Origin of the sequence: Pseudophaeobacter flagellatus, assembly GCF_021228235.1 — a bacterium.
In the GTDB taxonomy this organism is placed as follows: Bacteria; Pseudomonadota; Alphaproteobacteria; order Rhodobacterales; family Rhodobacteraceae; genus Pseudophaeobacter; species Pseudophaeobacter flagellatus.
The window spans coordinates 105,014-125,645 of record NZ_JAJQRG010000002.1; the positions used below are offsets into that span (position 1 = coordinate 105,014).

The 20,632-nt window shown below is 58.7% G+C and carries 20 protein-coding genes; 11 read left to right on the top strand and 9 right to left on the bottom strand.

What is annotated here, in order from left to right; genetic code table 11:
* The first annotated feature begins 463 nt into the window (after window positions 1-463).
* From LRK71_RS04015 to LRK71_RS04045, 7 genes are all read left to right on the top strand, one after another.
* Window positions 464-1,078 carry a ribonuclease D gene (locus tag LRK71_RS04015; protein ID WP_232401276.1) on the top strand — a complete coding sequence of 205 codons (615 nt, stop codon included), beginning with the start codon at window positions 464-466 and terminating at the stop codon, window positions 1,076-1,078.
* Complete coding sequence (locus LRK71_RS04020) at window positions 1,075-2,043, top strand: KpsF/GutQ family sugar-phosphate isomerase (protein ID WP_232401278.1); 969 nt, start codon at window positions 1,075-1,077, stop codon at window positions 2,041-2,043. Before LRK71_RS04015 ends, LRK71_RS04020 begins: the two co-directional genes overlap by 4 nt.
* A gap of 18 nt (window positions 2,044-2,061) precedes the next feature.
* On the top strand, window positions 2,062-2,643 hold the full coding sequence (gene lptC / locus LRK71_RS04025; RefSeq protein ID WP_232401280.1) for an LPS export ABC transporter periplasmic protein LptC: 582 nt from the start codon (window positions 2,062-2,064) through the stop codon (window positions 2,641-2,643).
* A 52-nt stretch (window positions 2,644-2,695) separates the two neighbouring features.
* Window positions 2,696-3,181 carry an LptA/OstA family protein gene (locus LRK71_RS04030; protein ID WP_232401282.1) on the top strand — a complete coding sequence of 162 codons (486 nt, stop codon included), beginning with the start codon at window positions 2,696-2,698 and terminating at the stop codon, window positions 3,179-3,181.
* Complete coding sequence (gene lptB, locus LRK71_RS04035) at window positions 3,181-3,942, top strand: LPS export ABC transporter ATP-binding protein (RefSeq protein WP_232401283.1); 762 nt, start codon at window positions 3,181-3,183, stop codon at window positions 3,940-3,942. The genes LRK71_RS04030 and lptB overlap by 1 nt, the downstream gene beginning before the upstream one ends.
* A gap of 323 nt (window positions 3,943-4,265) precedes the next feature.
* Window positions 4,266-4,838, top strand: coding sequence for a ribosome hibernation-promoting factor, HPF/YfiA family (hpf, locus tag LRK71_RS04040; RefSeq protein WP_232401284.1), 573 nt, complete (start codon window positions 4,266-4,268; stop codon window positions 4,836-4,838).
* A gap of 47 nt (window positions 4,839-4,885) precedes the next feature.
* A complete protein-coding gene (locus tag LRK71_RS04045) occupies window positions 4,886-5,350 on the top strand; it encodes a PTS sugar transporter subunit IIA (RefSeq protein WP_232401285.1) in 465 nt (154 codons plus the stop codon).
* Window positions 5,351-5,470: 120 nt separating this feature from the next.
* Here LRK71_RS04045 and LRK71_RS04050 read toward each other — a convergent pair whose 3' ends face one another.
* The 8 genes from LRK71_RS04050 to cysQ form a co-directional block, all read right to left on the bottom strand.
* Window positions 5,471-6,919, bottom strand: coding sequence for a sulfotransferase family 2 domain-containing protein (locus LRK71_RS04050; RefSeq protein WP_232401286.1), 1,449 nt, complete (start codon window positions 6,917-6,919; stop codon window positions 5,471-5,473).
* Window positions 6,920-6,922: 3 nt separating this feature from the next.
* Window positions 6,923-8,626: a DUF5927 domain-containing protein gene (locus tag LRK71_RS04055; protein WP_232401287.1), complete on the bottom strand. Its 1,704-nt coding sequence runs from the start codon at window positions 8,624-8,626 to the stop codon at window positions 6,923-6,925.
* Window positions 8,623-9,609, bottom strand: coding sequence for a glycosyltransferase family 2 protein (locus tag LRK71_RS04060; protein ID WP_232401288.1), 987 nt, complete (start codon window positions 9,607-9,609; stop codon window positions 8,623-8,625). Before LRK71_RS04060 ends, LRK71_RS04055 begins: the two co-directional genes overlap by 4 nt.
* 263 nt (window positions 9,610-9,872) lie before the next feature.
* Window positions 9,873-10,868, bottom strand: a complete 996-nt coding sequence (locus LRK71_RS04065) for a glycosyltransferase family 2 protein (RefSeq protein WP_232401289.1) — start codon at window positions 10,866-10,868, stop codon at window positions 9,873-9,875.
* A 49-nt stretch (window positions 10,869-10,917) separates the two neighbouring features.
* On the bottom strand, window positions 10,918-11,901 hold the full coding sequence (galE, locus tag LRK71_RS04070) for a UDP-glucose 4-epimerase GalE (RefSeq protein ID WP_232401290.1): 984 nt from the start codon (window positions 11,899-11,901) through the stop codon (window positions 10,918-10,920).
* Between the two features lie 93 nt (window positions 11,902-11,994).
* Window positions 11,995-12,888 carry a UTP--glucose-1-phosphate uridylyltransferase GalU gene (gene galU, locus LRK71_RS04075; protein ID WP_232401291.1) on the bottom strand — a complete coding sequence of 298 codons (894 nt, stop codon included), beginning with the start codon at window positions 12,886-12,888 and terminating at the stop codon, window positions 11,995-11,997.
* A gap of 230 nt (window positions 12,889-13,118) precedes the next feature.
* Window positions 13,119-13,919, bottom strand: a complete 801-nt coding sequence (locus LRK71_RS04080) for a 3-deoxy-manno-octulosonate cytidylyltransferase (RefSeq protein ID WP_232401293.1) — start codon at window positions 13,917-13,919, stop codon at window positions 13,119-13,121.
* Entirely contained in the window at window positions 13,919-14,725 is an 807-nt protein-coding gene (gene cysQ, locus LRK71_RS04085; protein ID WP_232401295.1) for a 3'(2'),5'-bisphosphate nucleotidase CysQ, read from the bottom strand. The genes LRK71_RS04080 and cysQ overlap by 1 nt, the downstream gene beginning before the upstream one ends.
* A 134-nt stretch (window positions 14,726-14,859) precedes the next feature.
* On the opposite strand from cysQ, the gene LRK71_RS04090 reads away from it, so the two are divergent.
* Complete coding sequence (locus LRK71_RS04090; RefSeq protein ID WP_232401963.1) at window positions 14,860-15,681, top strand: ABC transporter permease; 822 nt, start codon at window positions 14,860-14,862, stop codon at window positions 15,679-15,681.
* 35 nt (window positions 15,682-15,716) lie between these two features.
* Here LRK71_RS04090 and LRK71_RS04095 read toward each other — a convergent pair whose 3' ends face one another.
* Window positions 15,717-16,319 (bottom strand): alpha-ketoglutarate-dependent dioxygenase AlkB family protein, encoded by a 603-nt coding sequence (locus tag LRK71_RS04095; protein ID WP_232401297.1) that lies wholly within the window; start codon window positions 16,317-16,319, stop codon window positions 15,717-15,719.
* Between the two features lie 210 nt (window positions 16,320-16,529).
* On the opposite strand from LRK71_RS04095, the gene dnaK reads away from it, so the two are divergent.
* The 3 genes from dnaK (at window position 16,530) to radC (ending at window position 20,621) form a co-directional block, all read left to right on the top strand.
* The gene (gene dnaK, locus LRK71_RS04100; protein WP_232401299.1) at window positions 16,530-18,449 is read left to right on the top strand and encodes a molecular chaperone DnaK; all 1,920 of its coding nucleotides are present in this window, start codon (window positions 16,530-16,532) and stop codon (window positions 18,447-18,449) included.
* 77 nt (window positions 18,450-18,526) lie between these two features.
* Window positions 18,527-19,690, top strand: a complete 1,164-nt coding sequence (dnaJ, locus tag LRK71_RS04105) for a molecular chaperone DnaJ (RefSeq protein WP_232401301.1) — start codon at window positions 18,527-18,529, stop codon at window positions 19,688-19,690.
* Between the two features lie 148 nt (window positions 19,691-19,838).
* A complete protein-coding gene (gene radC / locus LRK71_RS04110; RefSeq protein ID WP_232401304.1) occupies window positions 19,839-20,621 on the top strand; it encodes a RadC family protein in 783 nt (260 codons plus the stop codon).
* Window positions 20,622-20,632 lie beyond the last annotated feature (11 nt).

Sequence of the window (20,632 nt, forward strand, 5' to 3'; positions counted from 1 at the left end):
AGTCATCCCTGTTGGTGTTATTGATTACTATATATGCAGATGCATATTTCGATTTGTTTCAAGCATAAAATTTATTTTCAGGTCGAATTTTTCGCTGGACGCTGGTTTTGAGACGAATTTTCACCGCTTTGGGCCACGGAACGGCTGCTTTCTCTGCGTTGCAGCAATATTTACGGCCACCGCGCCCCTGCGAATCCGGTTGTTTCCGGTTCATCCTGACCGGCATCGACCATGATGCGACCGGCAATTGCGCCAGCCGGGGACAAGCGACAGCCGCCCCTCCCTACTCTGCCATATCATCAGTTTAATCATCGCCAGCGCGGTCCAGCAGTTGAGTTCGCGCGCCATTCCTCCTATTTCAAGCAGGCGTGCAGACACGCGGGACGCCTGTCGCGCCCTTCAGACCCACACCAGGACCCCAGATCAGGTCCAGCGCAGCCCCTATCGGCAAAGGATTTCCTCCGTGACCAACCATCTTTACCAAAACGATTTGCCTGATGATCTCAAACTTGGCCCTGTAGTGGCGATCGACTGCGAAACCATGGGGCTGAACCCGCACCGCGACCGGCTCTGCGTCATTCAGCTGTCGGATGGCGATGGCAATGCCCATATCGTGCAGGTGGCCAAGGGCCAGACCGAGGCGCCCAATCTCTGCGCCATGCTGCAAGACCCCGATACGCTGAAGCTGTTCCACTTTGGCCGCTTTGATATTGCCGCCATGTATCATGCCTTTGGTGCGCTGACGGCACCGGTCTATTGCACCAAGATCGCCAGCCGACTGGTGCGCACCTATACGGATCGCCACGGGCTCAAGAACCTGACGCAAGAACTGATCGGAGTAGACATTTCCAAACAGCAACAGATGAGCGACTGGGGTGCCAAGACCCTGACTGATGCGCAACTGGACTATGCTGCATCGGATGTCTTGTACCTGCACCGCCTGCGTGAGGCGCTGAACAAGCGGCTAGAGCGCGAAGGCCGCATGGAAATGGCCCAGGCCTGTTTTGATTTTCTGCCAATGCGTGCCAAACTGGATCTCGCTGGATGGCCCGAAACGGATATTTTTGCACACTCATGACCTCCTCAGATAAATTCCTCGCCACGGCCCGTCAGGTTGCTACCGACGAAGCCCGCGCGCTCGACGCCCTGGCCGAGAGCTTTGACCACCGCTTTGTAGCGGCGGCGGAGCTGATCCTGGCGGCCACTGGTCGGGTGATCATCAGCGGCATCGGCAAATCCGGCCATATCGGCCACAAGATTGCCGCCACCCTGGCCAGCACCGGCACCCCGGCCTATTTTGTTCACCCCGCCGAGGCCAGCCATGGTGATCTGGGCATGCTCTCCAAGGGCGATGTGGTGCTGGCAATTTCCAACTCTGGCGAAGCGCCGGAGCTGGCCAATCTGCTGGCCTTTACCCGGCGCTTCAACATTCCGCTGATTGGCCTGTCCAGCAAACCCGAAAGCACCCTGATGACCCAGGCGGATGTGCAGCTGCAAATCCCCGCCATGGGCGAGGCCTGCGGCTACGGTATTGTGCCGTCCAATTCCACCACGCTGACCCTCGCCATGGGCGATGCGCTGGCAATTGCCATCATGAAACACCGCGATTTCAGACCCGAAAATTTCCGCGACTTTCACCCGGGCGGTAAGCTGGGTGCCCAGCTCAGCAAGGTGCGCGATCTGATGCATGGCGGCGATGCCCTGCCCTTGGTCCGCCAGGATACCCCAATGACCGAAGCCCTGATCGAGATCAGCCAAAAGGGATTTGGCGTCGTCGGCGTCACCGATAACACGGGCCAGATCTTGGGCATCATCACCGATGGCGACCTGCGCCGCCACATGGATGGGCTGCTGCAAAAACAGGCTGCCGAGGTCATGACCACGCAGCCAACCACCATCGCCCCCGATGCCCTGGCCGAAGAAGCCGTGGCCATCATGAACCAGCACAAGATCACCTGTCTGTTTGCCATTGACCCCAATAAGGGCCAGCGCGCCGAGGGGCTGTTGCATATTCACGACTGCCTGCGCGCCGGGCTTGGATAGTCGCAGGGGAACCCGATCATGGATCCATATTCGCGCACCGTAAGCTATCTCAAAGTGCTGCTGCCCCTGACGGCACTGGCCTTGTTATCGACGCTGTTCATGATCTCGCGCGGTGCCGAAACCGAGGCGGTCATCCCCTTTGCCGACCGCGAGATAGAGGAACGCCTGCGCGGCCAGCAGGTAACGGCGCCGTTCTTTTCCGGTTCTACCGCGCAGGGCGATGAAATTGAGGTCATCGCAACCGTGGCCCGCGCCAAGGCGGACGAACCGGTGATCGCCAGCGGCCTTGAGGCCGAGATTCGCATGGTGGCCGGAGGTCGGCTGACGCTGAGTTCCGATCGCGGCACAGTGCATCCCGATCAGGATCTGGCCCGCTTTATCGGCAATGTCGAACTGACCACCGCCGATGGCATGGTGGTCACGACAGAGGCGCTCAAGACGCAGCTGAGCCGGGTGCAGGCCGAAAGCCCCGGTGCCATTCGGGCGACCAGCGCGCTTGGTGATCTGACGGCTGGCCATATGGAGATCACCTCAGAAACTATTGGCGGGCCCGTGCATCTACTCTTCACCAAAGGCGTCAAGCTGGTATACGCTCCTTAAAAATTGGAAAGATAGATCCTTGACCCATTTGTGCCGTTTATTGATTGCCCTGATGACCAGCCTGTTTCTTGCACTGCCGGTGGCGGCGCAAACCGCGTCTGTTGCCTTTGGCTCGGTCAAGGCAGATCCATCGCAGCCGGTTGAGGTCACTTCGGATACGCTGGCAGTCAACCAGGTGGATGGCTCGGCGGAATTTATTGGCAATGTGTTGATCATACAGGGCGTTATGCGGCTTTCAGCTGCTCGGGTTCTGGTGATCTACAAAACCGACGACACCGGCAAGCGCGGCATTGAACGACTGGAAGCCACGGGCGATGTGCTGCTGGTCAGCGGCCCGGATGCCGCCGAGGCCGAGAAGGCGGAATATAGCATCGACCAGGGTACCATCGTGATGACAGGCAATGTCCTTTTGAACCAGGGGGCAGGCTCGCTTACCTCGCAGCGGATGGTGGTCAACCTGACCACCGGCACCGCTAGCATGGCAGGGCGTGTCAAAACCATTTTGAACCCCAGCTCCGAATCGGACGACAGTAACTAATGCCCCGCACCCCTGACCTGCACCTCACCGAAGGCTCCTCTGGCCTGCGCATCGAAAGACTCCGCAAAAGCTATCGCAAAAAAGTGGTGATCCGAGATGTGTCGATGTCGCTGAATCGCGGCGAGGTCGTGGCGCTGCTGGGGCCAAATGGCTCGGGCAAAACTACCAGTTTTTACGCCATCGCCGGGCTGGTCTTTCCCGAGGCCGGCACCGTGACCATTGATGGTCAGAACGTCACCAGCCTGCCGATGTATCGTCGCGCGCGGTTGGGGATTGGCTATCTGCCGCAGGAAATGTCGATTTTTCGCGGCCTCTCGGTCGAGGACAATATCATGGCAGTGCTGGATATTGCCGTCAAACACGACCACAAACGCCGCGAACGTCTAGAAGAGCTGCTGTCGGATTTTTCCATCGAGCACCTGCGCCGGGCGCCGGCCCTGGCGCTTTCAGGGGGCGAACGTCGCCGGGTGGAAATTGCCCGCTGCCTGGCCGCCGATCCAAAATACCTGCTTCTGGATGAACCCTTTGCCGGGGTTGACCCAATTTCGGTTGGCGATATCCGCCATCTGGTGGCCGATCTCAAGAAGCGCGGGATCGGAGTCTTGATCACCGATCACAACGTACGCGAAACCCTAGAGATCGTGGATCGCGCCTATATCCTGCATGACGGCCAGGTACTGATGTCCGGCAGCCCCGCGGAAGTGGTTGAAAATGAAAACGTCCGCCGGGTCTATCTGGGTGACAATTTCCGCATCTCTTAGCCCGCAGAAAACCGGGGCGGAACGCACGACAAGCACCGGAAAAGAGAGCCCTTTTTACGATACTCAACAATAGCGATTTTCCGCCAATCCGACACAAATGGCGGGATCAAATTGGCGGAATACCATTGACTCTTATGCTGGTTTGTCATCGAATTGAAACATGGCAAACGTGCAGTATCAGGCAGACCTAGACGTGGTCTTGGCAACAAGACCTGAAGGCCTGTCTCGCACTTCCCTGCCAAATCCCCTGACCCAAAACTGACGACACCCCTTCGGGCCCGGCCCGGATGGTGTTTTGGGTGAAAATTTGTGAAGGAGATCACATGCATTACAAAATCACCGGTAAACAGATCGACATTGGCGAAGCGTTGCAGACCCATGTTCAAACCGAGCTAGGGGCCGTCGTCTCGAAATATGCTGAGCGTCCGACTGACGCGAATATTGTATTTTCCAAGTCCGCACATGAATTTGTCTGCGAAGCCACCGTGCATCTTTCCACTGGGCTAACCGCACAGGCCAAGGCGCATGCCACTGAAATCTATTCCGCTTTTGAAGCCTGCTGTGAAAAGATGGAAAAACAGCTGCGCCGCTACAAACGTCGGCTGAAAGATCACCATCGCGATCGCAGCGAACCGGTTGAAATCCTCGGCGCAAACTCTTATATCCTCGCCTCTGACGACGCGGATTCCAGTGCCGAACCCGACACACTGCAGCCGATCATTGTTGCCGAAATGGAGGCCAGGATTCAGTCCCTCTCTGTTGGTGAAGCCGTGATGCAAATGGAGCTTGCAGGTGCGCCGGTATTGGTGTTCCGCAATGAAAGCAAAAACGGTGTGAACGTGGTATACCGCCGGGAAGATGGCAACATTGGTTGGATCGACCCACAACAGGTATAGGCCAGACATAGAGCTGGGCCACAGCATCTGAACAGAGCAGGTGACCTATGCAGATTTCGAGTATTCTGAAACCCGGCGCCGTCCGGGTAATTGGGGCCGCATCCAGCAAGAAGCGCCTGTTTCAGGAAATTTCTGAGGTCGCACATACCTGTTATGGCCTTGATGCCCAGTCCACTGTCGAGGCTCTGCTGGATCGCGAGAGCCTTGGTCCTACCGGCGTGGGGCACGGCGTTGCCCTGCCCCATGCCCGCCTTGATGGCCTGAACGAGGTACGCGGCGTCTTTGTGATTCTGGAAAAACCGCTGGATTTTGACTCGGTGGATCGCCAGCCGGTGGATATCGCCTTTTCGCTTTTTGCGCCCGAAGATGCGGGGGTGGAACACCTGAAGGCCCTGGCGCTGGTGTCGCGCACCCTGCGCGAACAGAGCTTTTGCACCAAACTGCGTGCCAACCACGACCCCGCGACGCTGTTCGCCATCCTGACAGAGAATCAGCCCGTCCAGGCCGCCTGATCGCGCACCGCTGCGGGTCTAGAGCGTGTCGCTCGAAAGTGGGTTCCGGTTTCGGCTATTCGAGATGCGAAATCCGTAAACGAGAGCGTGCCGCCTGACTGCGCATGAAGCCCATACGCTCTAGCCCTCTGGTCCTGCCACCCAGGGGGCAAAGCCAAACATCATGTAATCGCGCTGATAGAGAGATGAAACCTGCTTTTCCAGCGCCGCATCCCAGATCGCGGCCAAGGGGTAGGGCTGATCCGCCGCCGCCCGCTGTGGTCGCCCTGGGCTGGCGCTGCCCAGCCGCTGCGCCAGAGCAGGCAGCGCCTCGCCCAGTTCTTCTTCGCGCAGGACCAGATCCGGTGCCCCCAGTTCAGCCAGCCCCAATAGGGCCTGCGACTGGCTGGCCCAGTCCGCATCCACCCGAATCGAGGTCTGCCCGGCTAGATTAGCCTGCAAAAAGGTCAGAAACTGCGAAAAGGCCGCCCGGTGATCTGCGACGCTATAGCTGACATCGGGGCCGCCTTTGGGGAGCGGTAGTTTGAATTGGCGGCGCAGCGTCTCACGGATATTGCCATAGCTCTCGCCACCTTTGGCGAGCACCCGACGGCAAAAGGCGGCATGCACCCGCGCAGCCGGATGGCGCAACACCGTAAAGCTGCGAAATCCCGGATGATGGCGTTTCCAATGGCGCAACTGCTTTTGGTTCATCCGGCTTTGCAGTTCTTCCCCTGCCCCCTGATCCAGCTGGGCCATCCAGGCTGTTACCTCGGCCTCGGGTCCGCCCTTGATCGGCAAATAGAGCAGCGGCGTCACCGCGCCGGCAACATAACTGGGGACTGCCGGCCCGCGGCGGGGTTCAAAATTGGGGCTGCGGCCTAGGTTGAAATGATCCATCTCTGCCAAGGCTGCCGCCATCTCGGTGGGGTTCTCGACCTTGGACCTTAGCGGTGCCGGGTTTTGCGGCTTCAGGCTCGCGTCCAGCGCCTCTAGCCGCCCGGACATCCCTAGCCACTGCGCAAGGCCATTCATTACCTCCAGGCTCTGCAGGTCTTCATAGGCCAGGTAAAAGGCGCTTTGACCGCTTTTTTGCAACCTGTTCAACAGGGTGACCTGAAACGCCTGCAAATCGGCCACATGTTGGGAAAACTCAGCGCTGTCAAAGCGGGCCTGCGCCTCTTTGCGGCGCTTTACATCGGTCAGTTTCCACTGCCCGGTGGCCCGCGCAATCTTCCAGGAAACATAGCTCTCCAACGGGTTTCTGGTCAGGATGATCTTGGCACAGCGCGGATCCTCTAGCGCCAGATCCAGAATGCGCGGGTCATGATCATGGAAATAGCGAAATCCAGCAAGCCCGCCAGCCGTCGCAGATCCCTTGATGCGCGAGAGCAGCGCGCCCGGATCCTGTTCGCGCATCTCCTGGGTCACCCCCAAAAGATCATCACGGTTGGGGTAGCCAATGAAGTGCGGATTGAAGGCCTCACCATGGCAGGAGACCCCTGTGATCGCATTGAGGTTGGTTTCCAGAAAATTGGACCCCGTCCGCATTTCGGCAAAAACAACGAAGTAGTCAAACAAATCTGTCATTGGTTACCTTCGTACCAGATAGGGTTTCCGAGGGGGTTTGGCACGGTCCAGCCCCCCCTGTTCGACCGGGAAATCCCCCATCAGATGGGGGTGCATGCCCTGGTTCTTGAGGTTTTGCAGAAACTGGCCAAACCCATCAAGATTGACCAAGGCAGGCGGTGTGCTCAGCGGGTGCAAATGTCCCAGTTCGTCCAGAATGCTCTGCAGCGGCTCCATGGGGGCCTCGACAAATTCTGCCATGCTCCAGATCCGTACCCGCGCCTTGGTCTCTCGGTGGCGCAGGGTATGCAGATAGCTGGCCTCTATCTGTTGCAGCCTGGCGGCCTCGCGGCGCACATCGCCAAAATCCCGATCAGATCGAAACAGCGGCACCGCCCAGGCGCCGCTGATCACCGAGATCTGCGCATTGGGATCACTGGCAAGCACCGCGCGGATCTCTTGCCGGTCGCCAGGACCAAACTGAAAGCACTGGTGCTCGCCTCGGGTGTTCCAGATCAGATTGGTCAGAAAGCTCTGGGAGTTGTAATCGCGCAGCTTGGCGCAATCGGTCAGCGCCCCATTGATCATCGTGCTGCCCTGGGCCAGCTCTGCGCGTTTTGGCGCAAACAGATGCCCATGCACCCTGGCCCCGGTGATCTGCGCCAGCCAGGTTTCAAAATCCTCAAACAGTTCGGAAAAGCCCTGAAACACCGAATAGCGGTTCGACGTTACGCTTTTGACCGACCAGCGACTGGGAAACCGGCTTTGCATGTACAGGCCGGGGCGACTGCGCGTGCGGCGCTCTACCGCCTTGGCAAAAATGCGGTCGATCTTGCCGGGGTTGGGTTCGGTGCGCGTCAGCGCCCTGGCACCATCGGTCAAAAACGCCTGATAGAGCCGATCCGCCCGTGGCCAGATCTTGCGCGCGACAAAACAGTCAGAGCGCCGCAGCAGTTGCAGGTGGTCATCGTAAAACACATGCGGCTTGCCCTGAAAATCGAATTTCGACAGGGTCAGAGAGCGGCTCTCGATCCGGCTGGAATGTTTCCGCGCCAGGGTCTGGAAATAACTTTCGTCCGGGATCCAGACCTTTTGAAAGTAGCGATCATAGCGCGCGCGTTCGCGATCCTGCAGGATCGCCGTCAGGGTCTGCCGGGTCAGGCACCACCACTGGCTGCCCATATGCGGCACCAGGCCCGCCGGGATGCGCCGACGCATCCCCAGCCTGCGCTGCAGATCGACATAGCGGTCAAACAGATACCGATGTCTTTTCCAAGAAAACGGAAACCGCAGGGTAAAGCGTTCCACATCCAGACCGCCGACGATCCAGGGCACATCGGCAGTGGTGGCGCTTTCGATGAAATCGGTCTGCGGCCGCGCCTCTAGATAGGCAGCCAATTCTTCCGCCGGGCGCAGCGGCAGGCAAGACCCCGAAGACAGGTAGACATGGCGGACCTCTGCAAAGTCCTGCAACAGCAGGGTCGCGGCCGATTGCGACGCCGCAACAATGCCCCAGGTGCCCCATTCACAGCGATGCCGCGTGCAAAACCGGACCAGAGGATCTGACGCCAAACTTTGACGAAACCTTTGAAAGACGGCCTCATCAACATTCTTGTCCACATGCAGCACCACGGGGCAGTCCGCCGCCGTCCAGTGCCGCGCCACCTGTTCGGCGCGCTCTAGCGCCGTATGCACCAGCATGACAATGCCAACCGAAGCGGCGCTCATGCCCAGTTCCCCTTGGACATCAGGCCTAGGATTTCTAGCTGGCGCCAGTTGATGTATTTCTCGCTCCATTTGCACCACAGCTCTGGCTGCTGTTCCAGCGCCTTGGCATAGGCCTTGTATTCGCGCGAATTGGCATAGTGCTCGCTGCGCGCCAGCTCTTCCTGGGCCTTGATCCCCAGCGTATCGAGAAACTTGGTATGCAGCAGCGCGCCGCTGGCTTTTTCCCCGCCGTCGGTTTCGTAAACCTGGTTCAACCCACGTGGCAACAGGGCATGTGTCGAGCTGACATAGGCATAGCGGCGGTCCCATTTCACCAGCGGGATCTTGTTAAGGGCAGGAGCATTGCGCGGCGCATCGGCAAAGAACACCCGCGCACGTGGCCCGCCCTGTATCCACAGATTGCCATACATCGGATTCTTGCTGATGGTGTAATTTCCGCTGTCGAACCAATTGGCAATTTCCAGCGGGTTTTGCCCGGCGTGATAAGGGGTCTCGCTCAGACGCCCCTTGGGGTAGGTATCGATCAACATGGCAGAAAAACTGCGGATGGCCGAACTATCAAGCCAATCGGTCAGCGCCTGAATAGGCCGGGTATCACAGAAGGGATAGATAAACAGCTCATCCGGGTCGACCACCAGAACCCAATGCCCATGGGCATATTTGCGTTTCAGGTAGTTCATCCAATCGACGCCATAATGCGCCCGCCGATAGCTCGCCTTGGCTTGCCACAGCGACACATCGTCCATGCCCTGCAGATAGGCCACCGTATCATCGTCAGAGTCGTTGTCGACAAACAGAAAGTGGTTGATCCCAAGCTTGCGGTAATACTCCAGAAAATAGGGCAGCCGGATCTGTTCGTTGCGCATGGTGCAGACCAGCAGAACATCACTGGGCTGGATCGCGCGCGTATTGTCCTGCAGGCAGCTCAGCTCAGCCGATTTGCGCAGCGCCCGCACCAGCCTGCGCTTGCGCCGAACCCGCATACGGTAAGAATCCCAAAGCCCCACAGTCCCTCCACGCCTGTTCTATGCCCCGTACCAGACGCAATGGCACATGCTGCGACATATTCTGTAGCAGGGCCAAACCGGCATGGGCCCATGGGTAATTCCAGGGCCGCGCAAATGCCTGCCACAGGCCGCAATATGTCATGGAAAACTTCTATAAACAACGGATTTAGAAGCGGTTAGGCGGTCTCTTTACCGCTGATTATTGTCTGCCTGCCCCCATGCACCCGGTTCAGGCAGCCTTACCACTGCAACCGTGGCATCAACCCAGCCGCACAGAGCTGCGCCGGGCCGCGATAGGGCTGCGCCTTTTCATGCCATAGGTCCGGCGCGCCCATCAGCCTGTCATAGTAGCCGTCAAAATCTTGCGGTGTGTGAAAATGCTGCTGACGCTGCTTTTCACTTGCCGATTTGGCAACAACCTCGGGCAGGAACTTGCTGTGCAGCAAAACACCAGCAGGCTGCGGCCCGCCCGGCCCCTCATATATCTCGTTCAGGCGGGGCGGCAGCAGGGAATGGGTTGAATTCACATAGGCATACCGTCGGTTCCAATGAACCAGTGGAATCTTGTTCAAAGTCGGAGAGCGCTCTGGACAGTCTGCGAAAAACGCCCGCTCCCGCGCCCCCCCCTGCAGCCAGAGACTGCCCATCGGATTCTGGCGGGTGGCGCGGTAGGGGCCAGGGTCGAACCAGTTCAGCACCGCGCAGGGATCCTGCCCCGGCATATACAGGTGGCTGTCCAGAGGACCCTTGGGAAACAGGTCCAGCATCATCGCGCCAAAGCCGCTGCGCCCCTGCGCCGCCAGATGAGCCGTCAACGCCTGCAGATCATGGCTGTCAATGCCATCATAGGTCAGCAGCTCGTCCGCATCCACGGTCAGACACCAATGCCCATGACCATAGCGCATCTGCAGCCAGGCGCTCCAGTCCAGACCAAATCGCGCCGCCCGATAACCATCCGCAACTTGCCATAGCGAGACATCCGGTTGATCGGCCAAATAGGCAGCGCTGCCATCCGTGCTGGCATTGTCGACCACCAGAAACTGCGCCACGCCAAGGCGGCGATAATAATCCAGAAAATAGGGCAAACGCGCCGCTTCGTTGCGCAGCACCACAAAGGCCAGAATATCCTGCTCCGCAATCTCGCTGGTGCGGTCCACCAGAGACATCAGGCGGTGCCGTGCCCGCAGGGCACGCCACAGAAGTTTGCGGCGCTTCAGGCGCAGCCTATAACGCACAGCCCAACCCGGCAGGGCAGATGCGGCGACACGGGGCTGGGCCACCGCATCAGGCCTCGTAATGGCCTGTCTGGTGCCAGGCCCAGGCGTCGGCAATCATGGTGTCCAGGGTTGAACGGCGCGGCTCCCAGCCCAAATCGGTGACCGCGCGGATCGAGCCCGACACCAATTTAGTACAGTCACCAGCCCGGCGCGGGCCGGTATTGCAGGGCACCGGGCGGCCTGTAACCGCAGCGCCACGGTCCATGACTTCGCGCACCGAAAAGCCGCTGCCGGTGCCCAGGTTGAACACCTGGCTGCCCTTGCCATCCTCTAGCCATTTCAGGCCCAGAACATGCGCGTCGACCAGATCGCAGACATGCACATAATCGCGGATGCAGGTGCCGTCAGGCGTGTCGTAATCAGTGCCAAAGATGGTCAGCGCGTCGCGTTTTCCGTCGATCGCATCCAGCACCAGCGGCACCAGGTGGGTCTCGGGACGGTGAAATTCACCCACCTCGGCCTCGGGGTCGGCACCCGCAACGTTGAAATAGCGGAAAATCACCGAATTCAACCCGGCAGAGGCGCCAAAATCCTGCAAGATATCTTCGACCGCGCGTTTAGAGGCACCATAGGCATTCAGCGGCAGTTGTGGCGTGTTTTCATCCAATACGACATTGTCGTGTTCACCATAGGTGGCGCAGGTGGAAGAAAAGACAAAATTCAGACAGCCCGCCGCCACGGCGGCCTCGATCAGGTTAAGCGAGCCACCGGTGTTATTGGCCCAGTATCGGCCCGGTTCGCTCATGGCTTCGCCAACTTGGCTAAGAGCCGCAAAATGCATCACTGCCACGGGCTTGTGCTTGGCAAAAACCTCGTCCAGCCGGGCGCGATCCTTCAGATCCCCCTGTTCAAAGGGGCCGAATTTAACCGCATCTTTCCAACCAGTTACCAAGTTATCATAGGTGACAGGTGTATATCCCGCCGCCTTTAGCGCCTTGCAGGCATGAGATCCGATATAGCCGGCACCGCCGGTCACAAGAACAGTCGTCACGTTGATTTACGCCTTTCACAGCCCTGATATGTGTTGACCGCGGCGGGCCATGCGATCAACAGAACTTTCGCCTAAAGCCTTCCGCTACCTTGATTATTCAGCGGCCTTGTCGATCTGGGTTACCTTGTTCAGATGCGCCATCAGATCGTCGCGCAGATCGGGGCGGGACAGGGCAAAGGATACCGTGGCCTGCAGGAACCCAGCCTTGGAGCCGCAGTCAAACCGCTCACCCTGGAAACGGAAGCCAGAAACCGGCACATCAGAGCCAATGTCCTGGGCAATCGCATCAGTCAGCTGGATTTCACCACCGGCCCCAGATTTCATCTGCCGCAGGTTGCGCAGCACCGATGGCCCAAGGATATAGCGCCCGATCACCGCCAGGTTCGACGGCGCCTCAGAGGCTTTGGGCTTTTCCACCATCCCCTTGACCGACACGACAGAACCGTGATCTTCGGCAACATCCAGCACCCCGTAAGAGCTGGTCTGTTCAGGTGCGACTTCCATAGCCGCAACCATATTGCCGCCGGTTTCTTCGTAGGCTTCGACCATCTGCTGCAAGCAGGGTTTTTCGGCGGCGATGACGTCATCCGGCAGAACCACCGCAAAGGGTTCATTGGCAATCAGGCGGTGGGCGCACCAGACAGCATGGCCCAGCCCCATGGCACGGTGCTGGCGGATATAGGCGATGGCGCCGCTATCCATGTAGGTGTCTTTCAACACCTCCAGCAGTTCGTTCTTGCCCTTTTTGCGCAGTTCCTGCTCCAGCACGGGAGAGTGATCAAAATAATCCTCCAACGCGCCCTTGCCGCGCGAGGTTACAAAGATGAATTCCTTAATACCGGCCGCGCGGGCCTCGTCGATGGCATATTGCACCAAAGGACGGTCAACCAATGTCATGATCTCTTTTGGGACCGATTTAGTAGCAGGCAAAAAACGCGTGCCCAGACCCGCCACCGGGAAAATTGCTTTTGTTACTTTTTTACGCATTGAGTTCTCACTCTTTCACATCAAGAATTTGGTCAAATATCACAGGACATCTATCGATTAGTCTGCAATACAAGCGCTCCACATTCATTGTTCGCCATCAGCCGCGCCTATCATTTGTGCAGGGAAAGCCTAGCGCCCCCCTATCATTATTGTGACCCAAATCCATGACCGATCACAACTCTAGCCCGGCAAAACGAGACAAAATCTGCTCATTGCAGATAGTATTTACGCTAATTTTCACCCATTTTCGCCATCATCGCCTCTAGACGCTCTACATCTTCGGGATTGTTCAGCTCCCAGAATTCTCGCCCGCGAGCGGCAACCTCAACACAGAGTATCTTGCGGCCATTTTCCAGGAAGCGCAGCTGCTCCAGTCCTTCCAGCTGTTCCAGTGGGCCAACGGGCCAGTTGGGATAATCCGCCAGGGCATCCGGCCGATAGGCATAGACCCCGACATGATGGAAGACCGGCGTCAGGTCAGCGGGGGCAAACTGTTCAGCGCAAAAAGGCACCACCTCTTTAGAGAAATACAGCCCGCTGCGATCGCGGCCAAAAACCGCAGTGGTACCGCCAACGCGCCCCGCCGCCCGATCAGCCAGCAGACTGTTCAGCGTTGCGCCGTCACATTGCAGCACTGGCGTTGCCAGGCCCATTTCAGGCGCAGCGCGCAGCCCCTTGACCAGGTCTTCGATAAACCAATGCGGGGTCAGCGGCGCATCGCCCTGTAGGTTGACCACCACCTCATAGCCGCCGCCCAACGTGGCATGAGCCTCGGCGCAGCGTTCGGTGCCATTGCCACAACTTTCGGCGGTCATCACCACCTCAGCACCAAAGCCTTCGGCAGCCTGGCGGATGCGATCATCATCCGTTGCCACCACCACCCGATCGACCCCCTGCACTGCACAGGCAGCTCGCCAGGATCGTTCAATCAAGCTGCGCTTTTCACCGCTCGCCCCGGTCAATGCGACCAGCGGTTTACCGGGGTAGCGCGTCGAGGCATAGCGGGCAGGGATGACGATCAGGACAGACATCAGGCTTCTTTCAGTTCAACATCAGGGGCATAGGCAATGAAGAAGGGGTTGGCATAATCCTCTTTGCCGTAGAGCAGCGGCGAATGATCGTCAAAGCGCACCACTTTGCCGCCCGCACCCGACAAGACCGCGTGGCCCGCAGCAGTGTCCCATTCCATGGTGCGGCCAACGCGGGGATAGATATCCGCTTCGCCTGTGGCCACCAGGCAGAACTTTAGAGAAGATCCCGCGCTCTTGCTGTCTTTGACGTTATATTTGCCAATGTAGTCCTCTGTCGCCTGATCGCGGTGCGATTTCGACGCCACCACCATCAGCGCGGCATTGTCGCTTTGCGCGACACTCAGGGCGCGGGTCTCGCCGATCACCTGCGGATCAAAGACGCCGGCTGCGCTGACTTCTTCCACGGTAGAGCCATCCGCCAGGGTAAAGAACATCCGCTGTTTTGCCGGCGCATAAACCACACCACGGGTGGGCACACCTTTTTCAACCAAGGCGATATTCACGGTGAAATCACCACGGCGATGGATGAATTCTTTGGTGCCATCCAGCGGATCCACGATCAGAAAGGTATCGCCACGCGTCTTGTGCGATTCGGATTGTTCCTCGGTCACCAACATCATGTCGGGGAAGGCGCTGCGCAGACCGGCCGAGATCAAGGCATCAGCTGCCTCGTCCGCAGCGGTCACCGGGCTGTCGTCAGACTTTACCTTCACGTCAAAATCGTCAGAATTGTAGATTTCCATGATCTTGTCGCCAGCTTCGATTGCCAGGCGACGGATCACCGGAATTAGCGCTTCATAGGTCATGCACGGCTCCCCACGTTGAAAGGGTTAATTGAAAATTTTTCTCTGCCCCCTTATGCTGATTACAAGATGGATCAGCAAGAAGTCCGTTCGGTTATCAGCAGGCTCATGTGGCCACAGCACAGATCGCAGGCAAAATGTTTCAGGTTCGCCCCGAAGAGACGAGGTTTTACAGCGCCATTTCGCTGCTGGAAGTGGTGTTCCACTCTATCGTGCGCAGCGTCCGTTCCAAGCATAACAATGCGCTGATCGCCCTGGCGATGAATATCATGCAGGCGGTAATCTTTGTTGCCCTGTTCTACGTGATGTTTGCGGTGATCGGGCTGCGTGGCTCTGCGATCCGGGGGGATTTCCTGCTCTATGTGATGTCGGGCATCTTTTTGTTTCTGACCCATACGAAAACCGTTGGGGCCGTGGCCGGTGCCGAAGGCCCTGCAAGCCCAATGATGCAGCATGCGCCGATGAATACCATGGTGGCGATTCTCTCGGCGGCAGTTGGCTCGCTTTATATTCAGACGGTTTCGCTGTTTCTCATCCTCTTTGTCTATCATGTGGCCTTTACCCCACTAGAAATCGAACAGCCCATCCAGGCCTATGGCATGGTGCTGCTGGCCTGGTTCACCGGTGCAGCGGTCGGGCTGGTGTTTCTGGTGCTCAAACCCTGGTCCCCCGGAACCGTTGGCATTTTGACAACGGTCTACCAGCGGGCCAATATGATTGCCTCGGGCAAGATGTTTTTGGCCAATACCCTACCCAGCTCTATGCTGGCGATGTTTGATTGGAACCCCCTGTTTCACTGCATCGATCAGGCGCGGGGCTATACTTTTATCAACTACAACCCGCATTTCAGCAGCTGGCAATATGCCGCCTGGGTGGCGCTGGCGCTGGTCATGGTTGGCTTGATGGGTGAATTCTACACCCGCCGCCATGCCTCTATCAGCTGGAACGCACGGCGCTAAGCTCTCCCCGGTCTCTCTATAGGCTTAGCGGGGGCTCAGGTCACCACCCGCAGCGTCAGATTGATTCGCCCGCCCTTGGGCAGCAACCGGGAAGAGCCAAAGCGGATCCGGTCCACCCCATGATAATTCAGCCGCGCCGCGCCGCCCATCACCACCACATCGCCTGAATTCAACCAGAGCCGATCCGTCGCCCCACCCCGGCGGGTGCCGCCCATGCGAAACAACCCGTCATCGCCCAAGCTGATCGACACCACGGGATAGGAAAAATCCGCCTCGTCCTTGTCCTGATGCACCCCCATCCTGGCATCCTTGCCATAATAATTCAGCAGACAGGATTCTGGCTGCCGCTCCAACCCGGTGAGATCGTGCCAGATATCCAGCACCGGCTGCGGGATCGAAGGCCAGTCGTGGCCCTTGGGGTGGCAATCAACATAGCGGTATCCAGCCGCGTCGGCATACCAGCCAAAGGCCCCAGCCGAGGTCATCCGCACCGACATCTTGCCGCCGCCTGGTACCGCAGGCGAAAACAGCGGTGCCGCCCGCAGAATCGGGCGCAACACCTCGATCAGGGCGCGCTGCGCCGCAGGATCCAGATACCCTTTGTGAATTTCAAACCCACGCAATCGCAGCATGCTCATGGTGATTAGCCCGTTCTTAACCCTCTCCCGTGCAAAAAAGCGCACTGAATCGCAATTCTCGATGCGTTCAGGCGGTTGCAGGGGCAATTTCCGCTCCCTATATACGCCGTGACGCAGTGAGGTGCAGACCCCACTGCAACAAAATCGGGGCCTGGATGCCACAACGGGTTCAGGCCGCGGGTAATCGCCTTAGTAAGTAAAGGGATCAAAATGAGCAAAGTTATCGGGATCGACCTCGGGACCACCAACTCTTGTATTGCCATCATGGATGGGTCGCAGCCGCGCGTTATCGAAAACGCCGAAGGCGCACGCACCACACCATCGATTGTTGCCTTCACCGACGATGAGCGTCTGGTCGGCCAGGCTGCCAAGCGTCAAGCAGTAACCAACCCTGAAAACACCGTCTTTGGCGTCAAGCGTCTGATCGGTCGTCGCTTCAACGACGAAGACCTGGCCAAAGACAAAAAGAACCTGCCCTTTTCCCTGGTGAACGGCGGCAATGGCGATGCATGGGTTGAATCCAAGGGTGAGACATACTCCCCCTCGCAGATTTCTGCCTTCATCCTCGGCAAGATGAAAGAAACCGCCGAGTCCTATCTCGGCGAAGAAGTGACACAGGCCGTGATCACCGTACCTGCCTATTTCAACGACGCCCAGCGTCAGGCCACCAAAGATGCCGGCAAGATTGCTGGCCTCGAAGTGCTGCGCATCATCAACGAGCCAACAGCCGCTGCGCTGGCCTATGGTCTCGACAAGGAAGAAACCCAGACCATCGCGGTTTATGACCTTGGTGGTGGTACCTTCGACGTGACCATCCTGGAAATCGACGACGGCCTGTTCGAAGTCAAATCGACCAACGGCGACACCTTCCTTGGCGGTGAAGATTTTGACATGCGCATCGTCAATTACCTGGCGGGCGAGTTCAAAAAGGAACACGGCGTTGATCTGACCAAAGACAAGATGGCCCTGCAGCGTCTGAAAGAGGCCGCTGAGAAAGCCAAGATCGAGCTGTCCTCTTCCAGCCAGACCGAAATCAACCAGCCCTTCATCTCGATGGATCCTTCCTCGGGCCAGCCACTGCACATGGTCATCAAACTGACCCGTGCCAAGCTGGAAAGCCTGGTCAACGACCTGATCAAAGCCTCGATGAAGCCCTGCGCCGCCGCTCTGAAAGACGCCGGCCTGTCGGCCTCTGACATCGACGAAGTCGTTCTGGTCGGCGGTATGACCCGGATGCCAAAGGTCTTTGAAGAGGTGACCAAATTCTTCGGCAAGGAACCACACAAAGGTGTGAACCCTGACGAAGTGGTTGCCATGGGTGCTGCCATTCAGGCCGGCGTTCTGCAAGGCGACGTCAAAGATGTTGTTCTGCTCGACGTGACGCCTCTGTCGCTGGGTATCGAAACTCTGGGCGGTGTCTTCACCCGCCTGATCGACCGCAACACCACCATCCCGACCAAAAAGTCTCAGGTTTTCTCGACCGCCGAAGACAACCAGTCGGCCGTGACCATCCGGGTTTTCCAGGGTGAGCGCGAAATGGCGGCAGACAACAAGATGCTGGGCCAGTTCAACCTGGAAGAAATCCCACCTGCGCCCCGCGGCCTGCCCCAGATCGAAGTCACCTTTGACATCGACGCCAACGGCATTGTGTCGGTTTCGGCCAAGGACAAAGGCACCGGCAAAGAGCAGGTCATCACCATCCAGGCTTCTGGTGGTCTGTCCGATGCCGACATCGATCAGATGGTCAAAGACGCCGAAGAGAATGCCGAGGCCGATAAGGAACGTCGCGAGCTGATCGAAGCCCGCAACCAGGCCGAAAGCCTGATCCACTCGACCGAAAAGCACGTCGAAGAGCATGGCGACAAAGTGGACCCCTCCACTGTCGAAGCCATCGAGCTGGCTCTGGCCGCGCTGCGTGATGATCTGGAAGGTGACGCCGCCAGCGCCGAAAAGATCAAGGCAGGCATCCAGAACGTCACCGAGGCCTCCATGCGTCTTGGCGAAGCCATCTACAAGGCTGCTCAGGATGAGACCGGCGACGAGCCTTCCGCTGCTGACGAAGGCGCAGCTCCCGGTGATGACGACATCGTCGACGCCGAATTCGAAGATCTGGACGGCGACAAGCGCTAAGGTCTGAACACTTGGCCGCAACGGGCCGGTCCGACCACGGGCCGGCTCGTTGTCGTTGAGGCAGCAGGGGTAAACCGATGTCGAAACGCGATTATTACGAGATTCTAGGCGTAGCCAAAGGCGCCAGCGCTGATGAAATCAAGAAGGGCTTTCGTAAGAAGGCCAAAGAGCTGCATCCGGACAGCAACAGCGATAATCCGGATGCAGAAGCACAGTTCAAAGAGGCCAACGAGGCCTATGACGTCCTGAAAAATGCCGAGAAAAAGGCCGCATATGACCGCTTTGGTCATGCCGCCTTTGAAAACGGCATGGGCGGCGGTGGCCGTGGTCCCGGCGGCCAAGGCGGCGGCAACGGCGACTTCTCCTCCGCTTTCTCTGATGTCTTTGACGACCTATTTGGCGATTTCATGGGGGGCCGTGGCGGCGCGCCGGGCGGTGGGCGTCAACGCGCCTCTCGCGGGGCCGATCTGCGCTACAACCTGCGGGTCTCTCTGGAAGAGGCCTTTTCCGGGCTGCACAAGACCATCAAGGTGCCCACCTCGGTGGCCTGTAGCGCCTGCGACGGATCCGGTGCCGAAGGCGGTGTAGAGCCCACCACCTGCCCGACCTGTTCGGGCATGGGTAAAGTGCGCGCCCAGCAGGGATTTTTCACGGTAGAACGCAGCTGCCCGACCTGTTCGGGGCTGGGCCAAATCATCAAGAACCCCTGTAAATCATGCCATGGCCATGGTCGCACCGAAAAGGATCGCTCCCTCTCGGTGAACATCCCGGCGGGCGTGGAAACCGGCACCCGCATTCGCCTGGCTGGCGAAGGCGAAGCTGGCCTGCGCGGTGGCCCCCCAGGTGATCTCTACATTTTTGTCGAGGTCGCACCACATGGTCTGTTTGAACGGGACGGCAACAATCTGTATTGCCGGGTGCCCGTCTCGATGGCCAAAGCGGCCCTGGGCGGTGCCATAGAGGTGCCCACCATCGACGGTGGCCGTGGACGGGTCCAGATCCCCGAAGGCAGCCAGTCCGGGCGCCAGATGCGCCTGCGCAGCAAGGGCATGCCCGCCCTGCGTGGCGGCGGTGTCGGCGATATGTTCATAGAACTGGCGGTGGAAACCCCAGTGAACCTGACCGGTCGGCAAAAAGACATCCTGCGCGAATTCGAAGACCTCTCGGAGGACAATACCAACCCCGAATCCCGCAGCTTCTTTTCCTCGGTCAAGGGCTTTTGGGACGGCATGAAGGGGTAGGCGGGCATACCTGAAACGCCCCCGTCTGGCGTTTCAGCGCTCAATCAAAATGCTACCAATAAAAACGCCCCCTCTGGGGCGTTTTTCTTTTGCCTCTCCCTCTGTCCGCCTAAGTTGAAAGCCTCTGCACTCGCAAAGGAAAGGGATCATGGCACAGGGTAAAACACGCGATGCAGCCACCCTGCCACTGTTTCCGAATGCCCCCCTGTCCGGGGACTGCCCCACCCCAGCCGATGCAGCCCTCCCCACTGGTCGGCTGCCCTCCTACATCAAAGATCACCGCAGTCGGCTGCGGGATCGGTTTCGCGACGGCGGTGCTGCCGCCATGCCCGACTACGAACTGCTGGAACTGGTGCTGTTTCGATCGCTACCGCGGCAGGACGTCAAACCGCTGGCGCATCAGTTGCTGAAACAGTTTGGCGATTTCAGCCGGGTTGTCAGCGCCCGCCCGGAACGGCTGGCCCAGGTCAAAGGTGTCGGCGAGGCCTTGATCACCGATCTCAAGGTGCTGGAGGCTGCCGCCCAACGCATGGCCCGCGCCAAGGTGATGCAGCGGCAGGTGATTTCCAGCTGGGACGCGCTGCTGGATTACTGCCACACGGTCATGGCACATCGCAGCATCGAGCATTTTCGGGTGCTGTTTCTAGACCGCAAGAACTGCCTGGTTGCCGACGAAGAACAGGCTCGCGGCACCGTCGATCACGTGCCCGTCTACCCGCGCGAAGTGGCTAAACGGGCGCTTGATCTCAATGCCAGTGCGGTGATTCTGGTGCATAATCACCCCTCGGGCGACCCTTCGCCCTCGGCCAGTGACATTGACATGACCGAACGGGTCAATCAGGCGCTCTCTCCCTTGGGGATTGTCTTGCACGACCACCTGATCATCGGCAGCGCGGCTGAGCTCAGCTTTCGCACCGAAGGCCTACTATAATGCCCCCCACA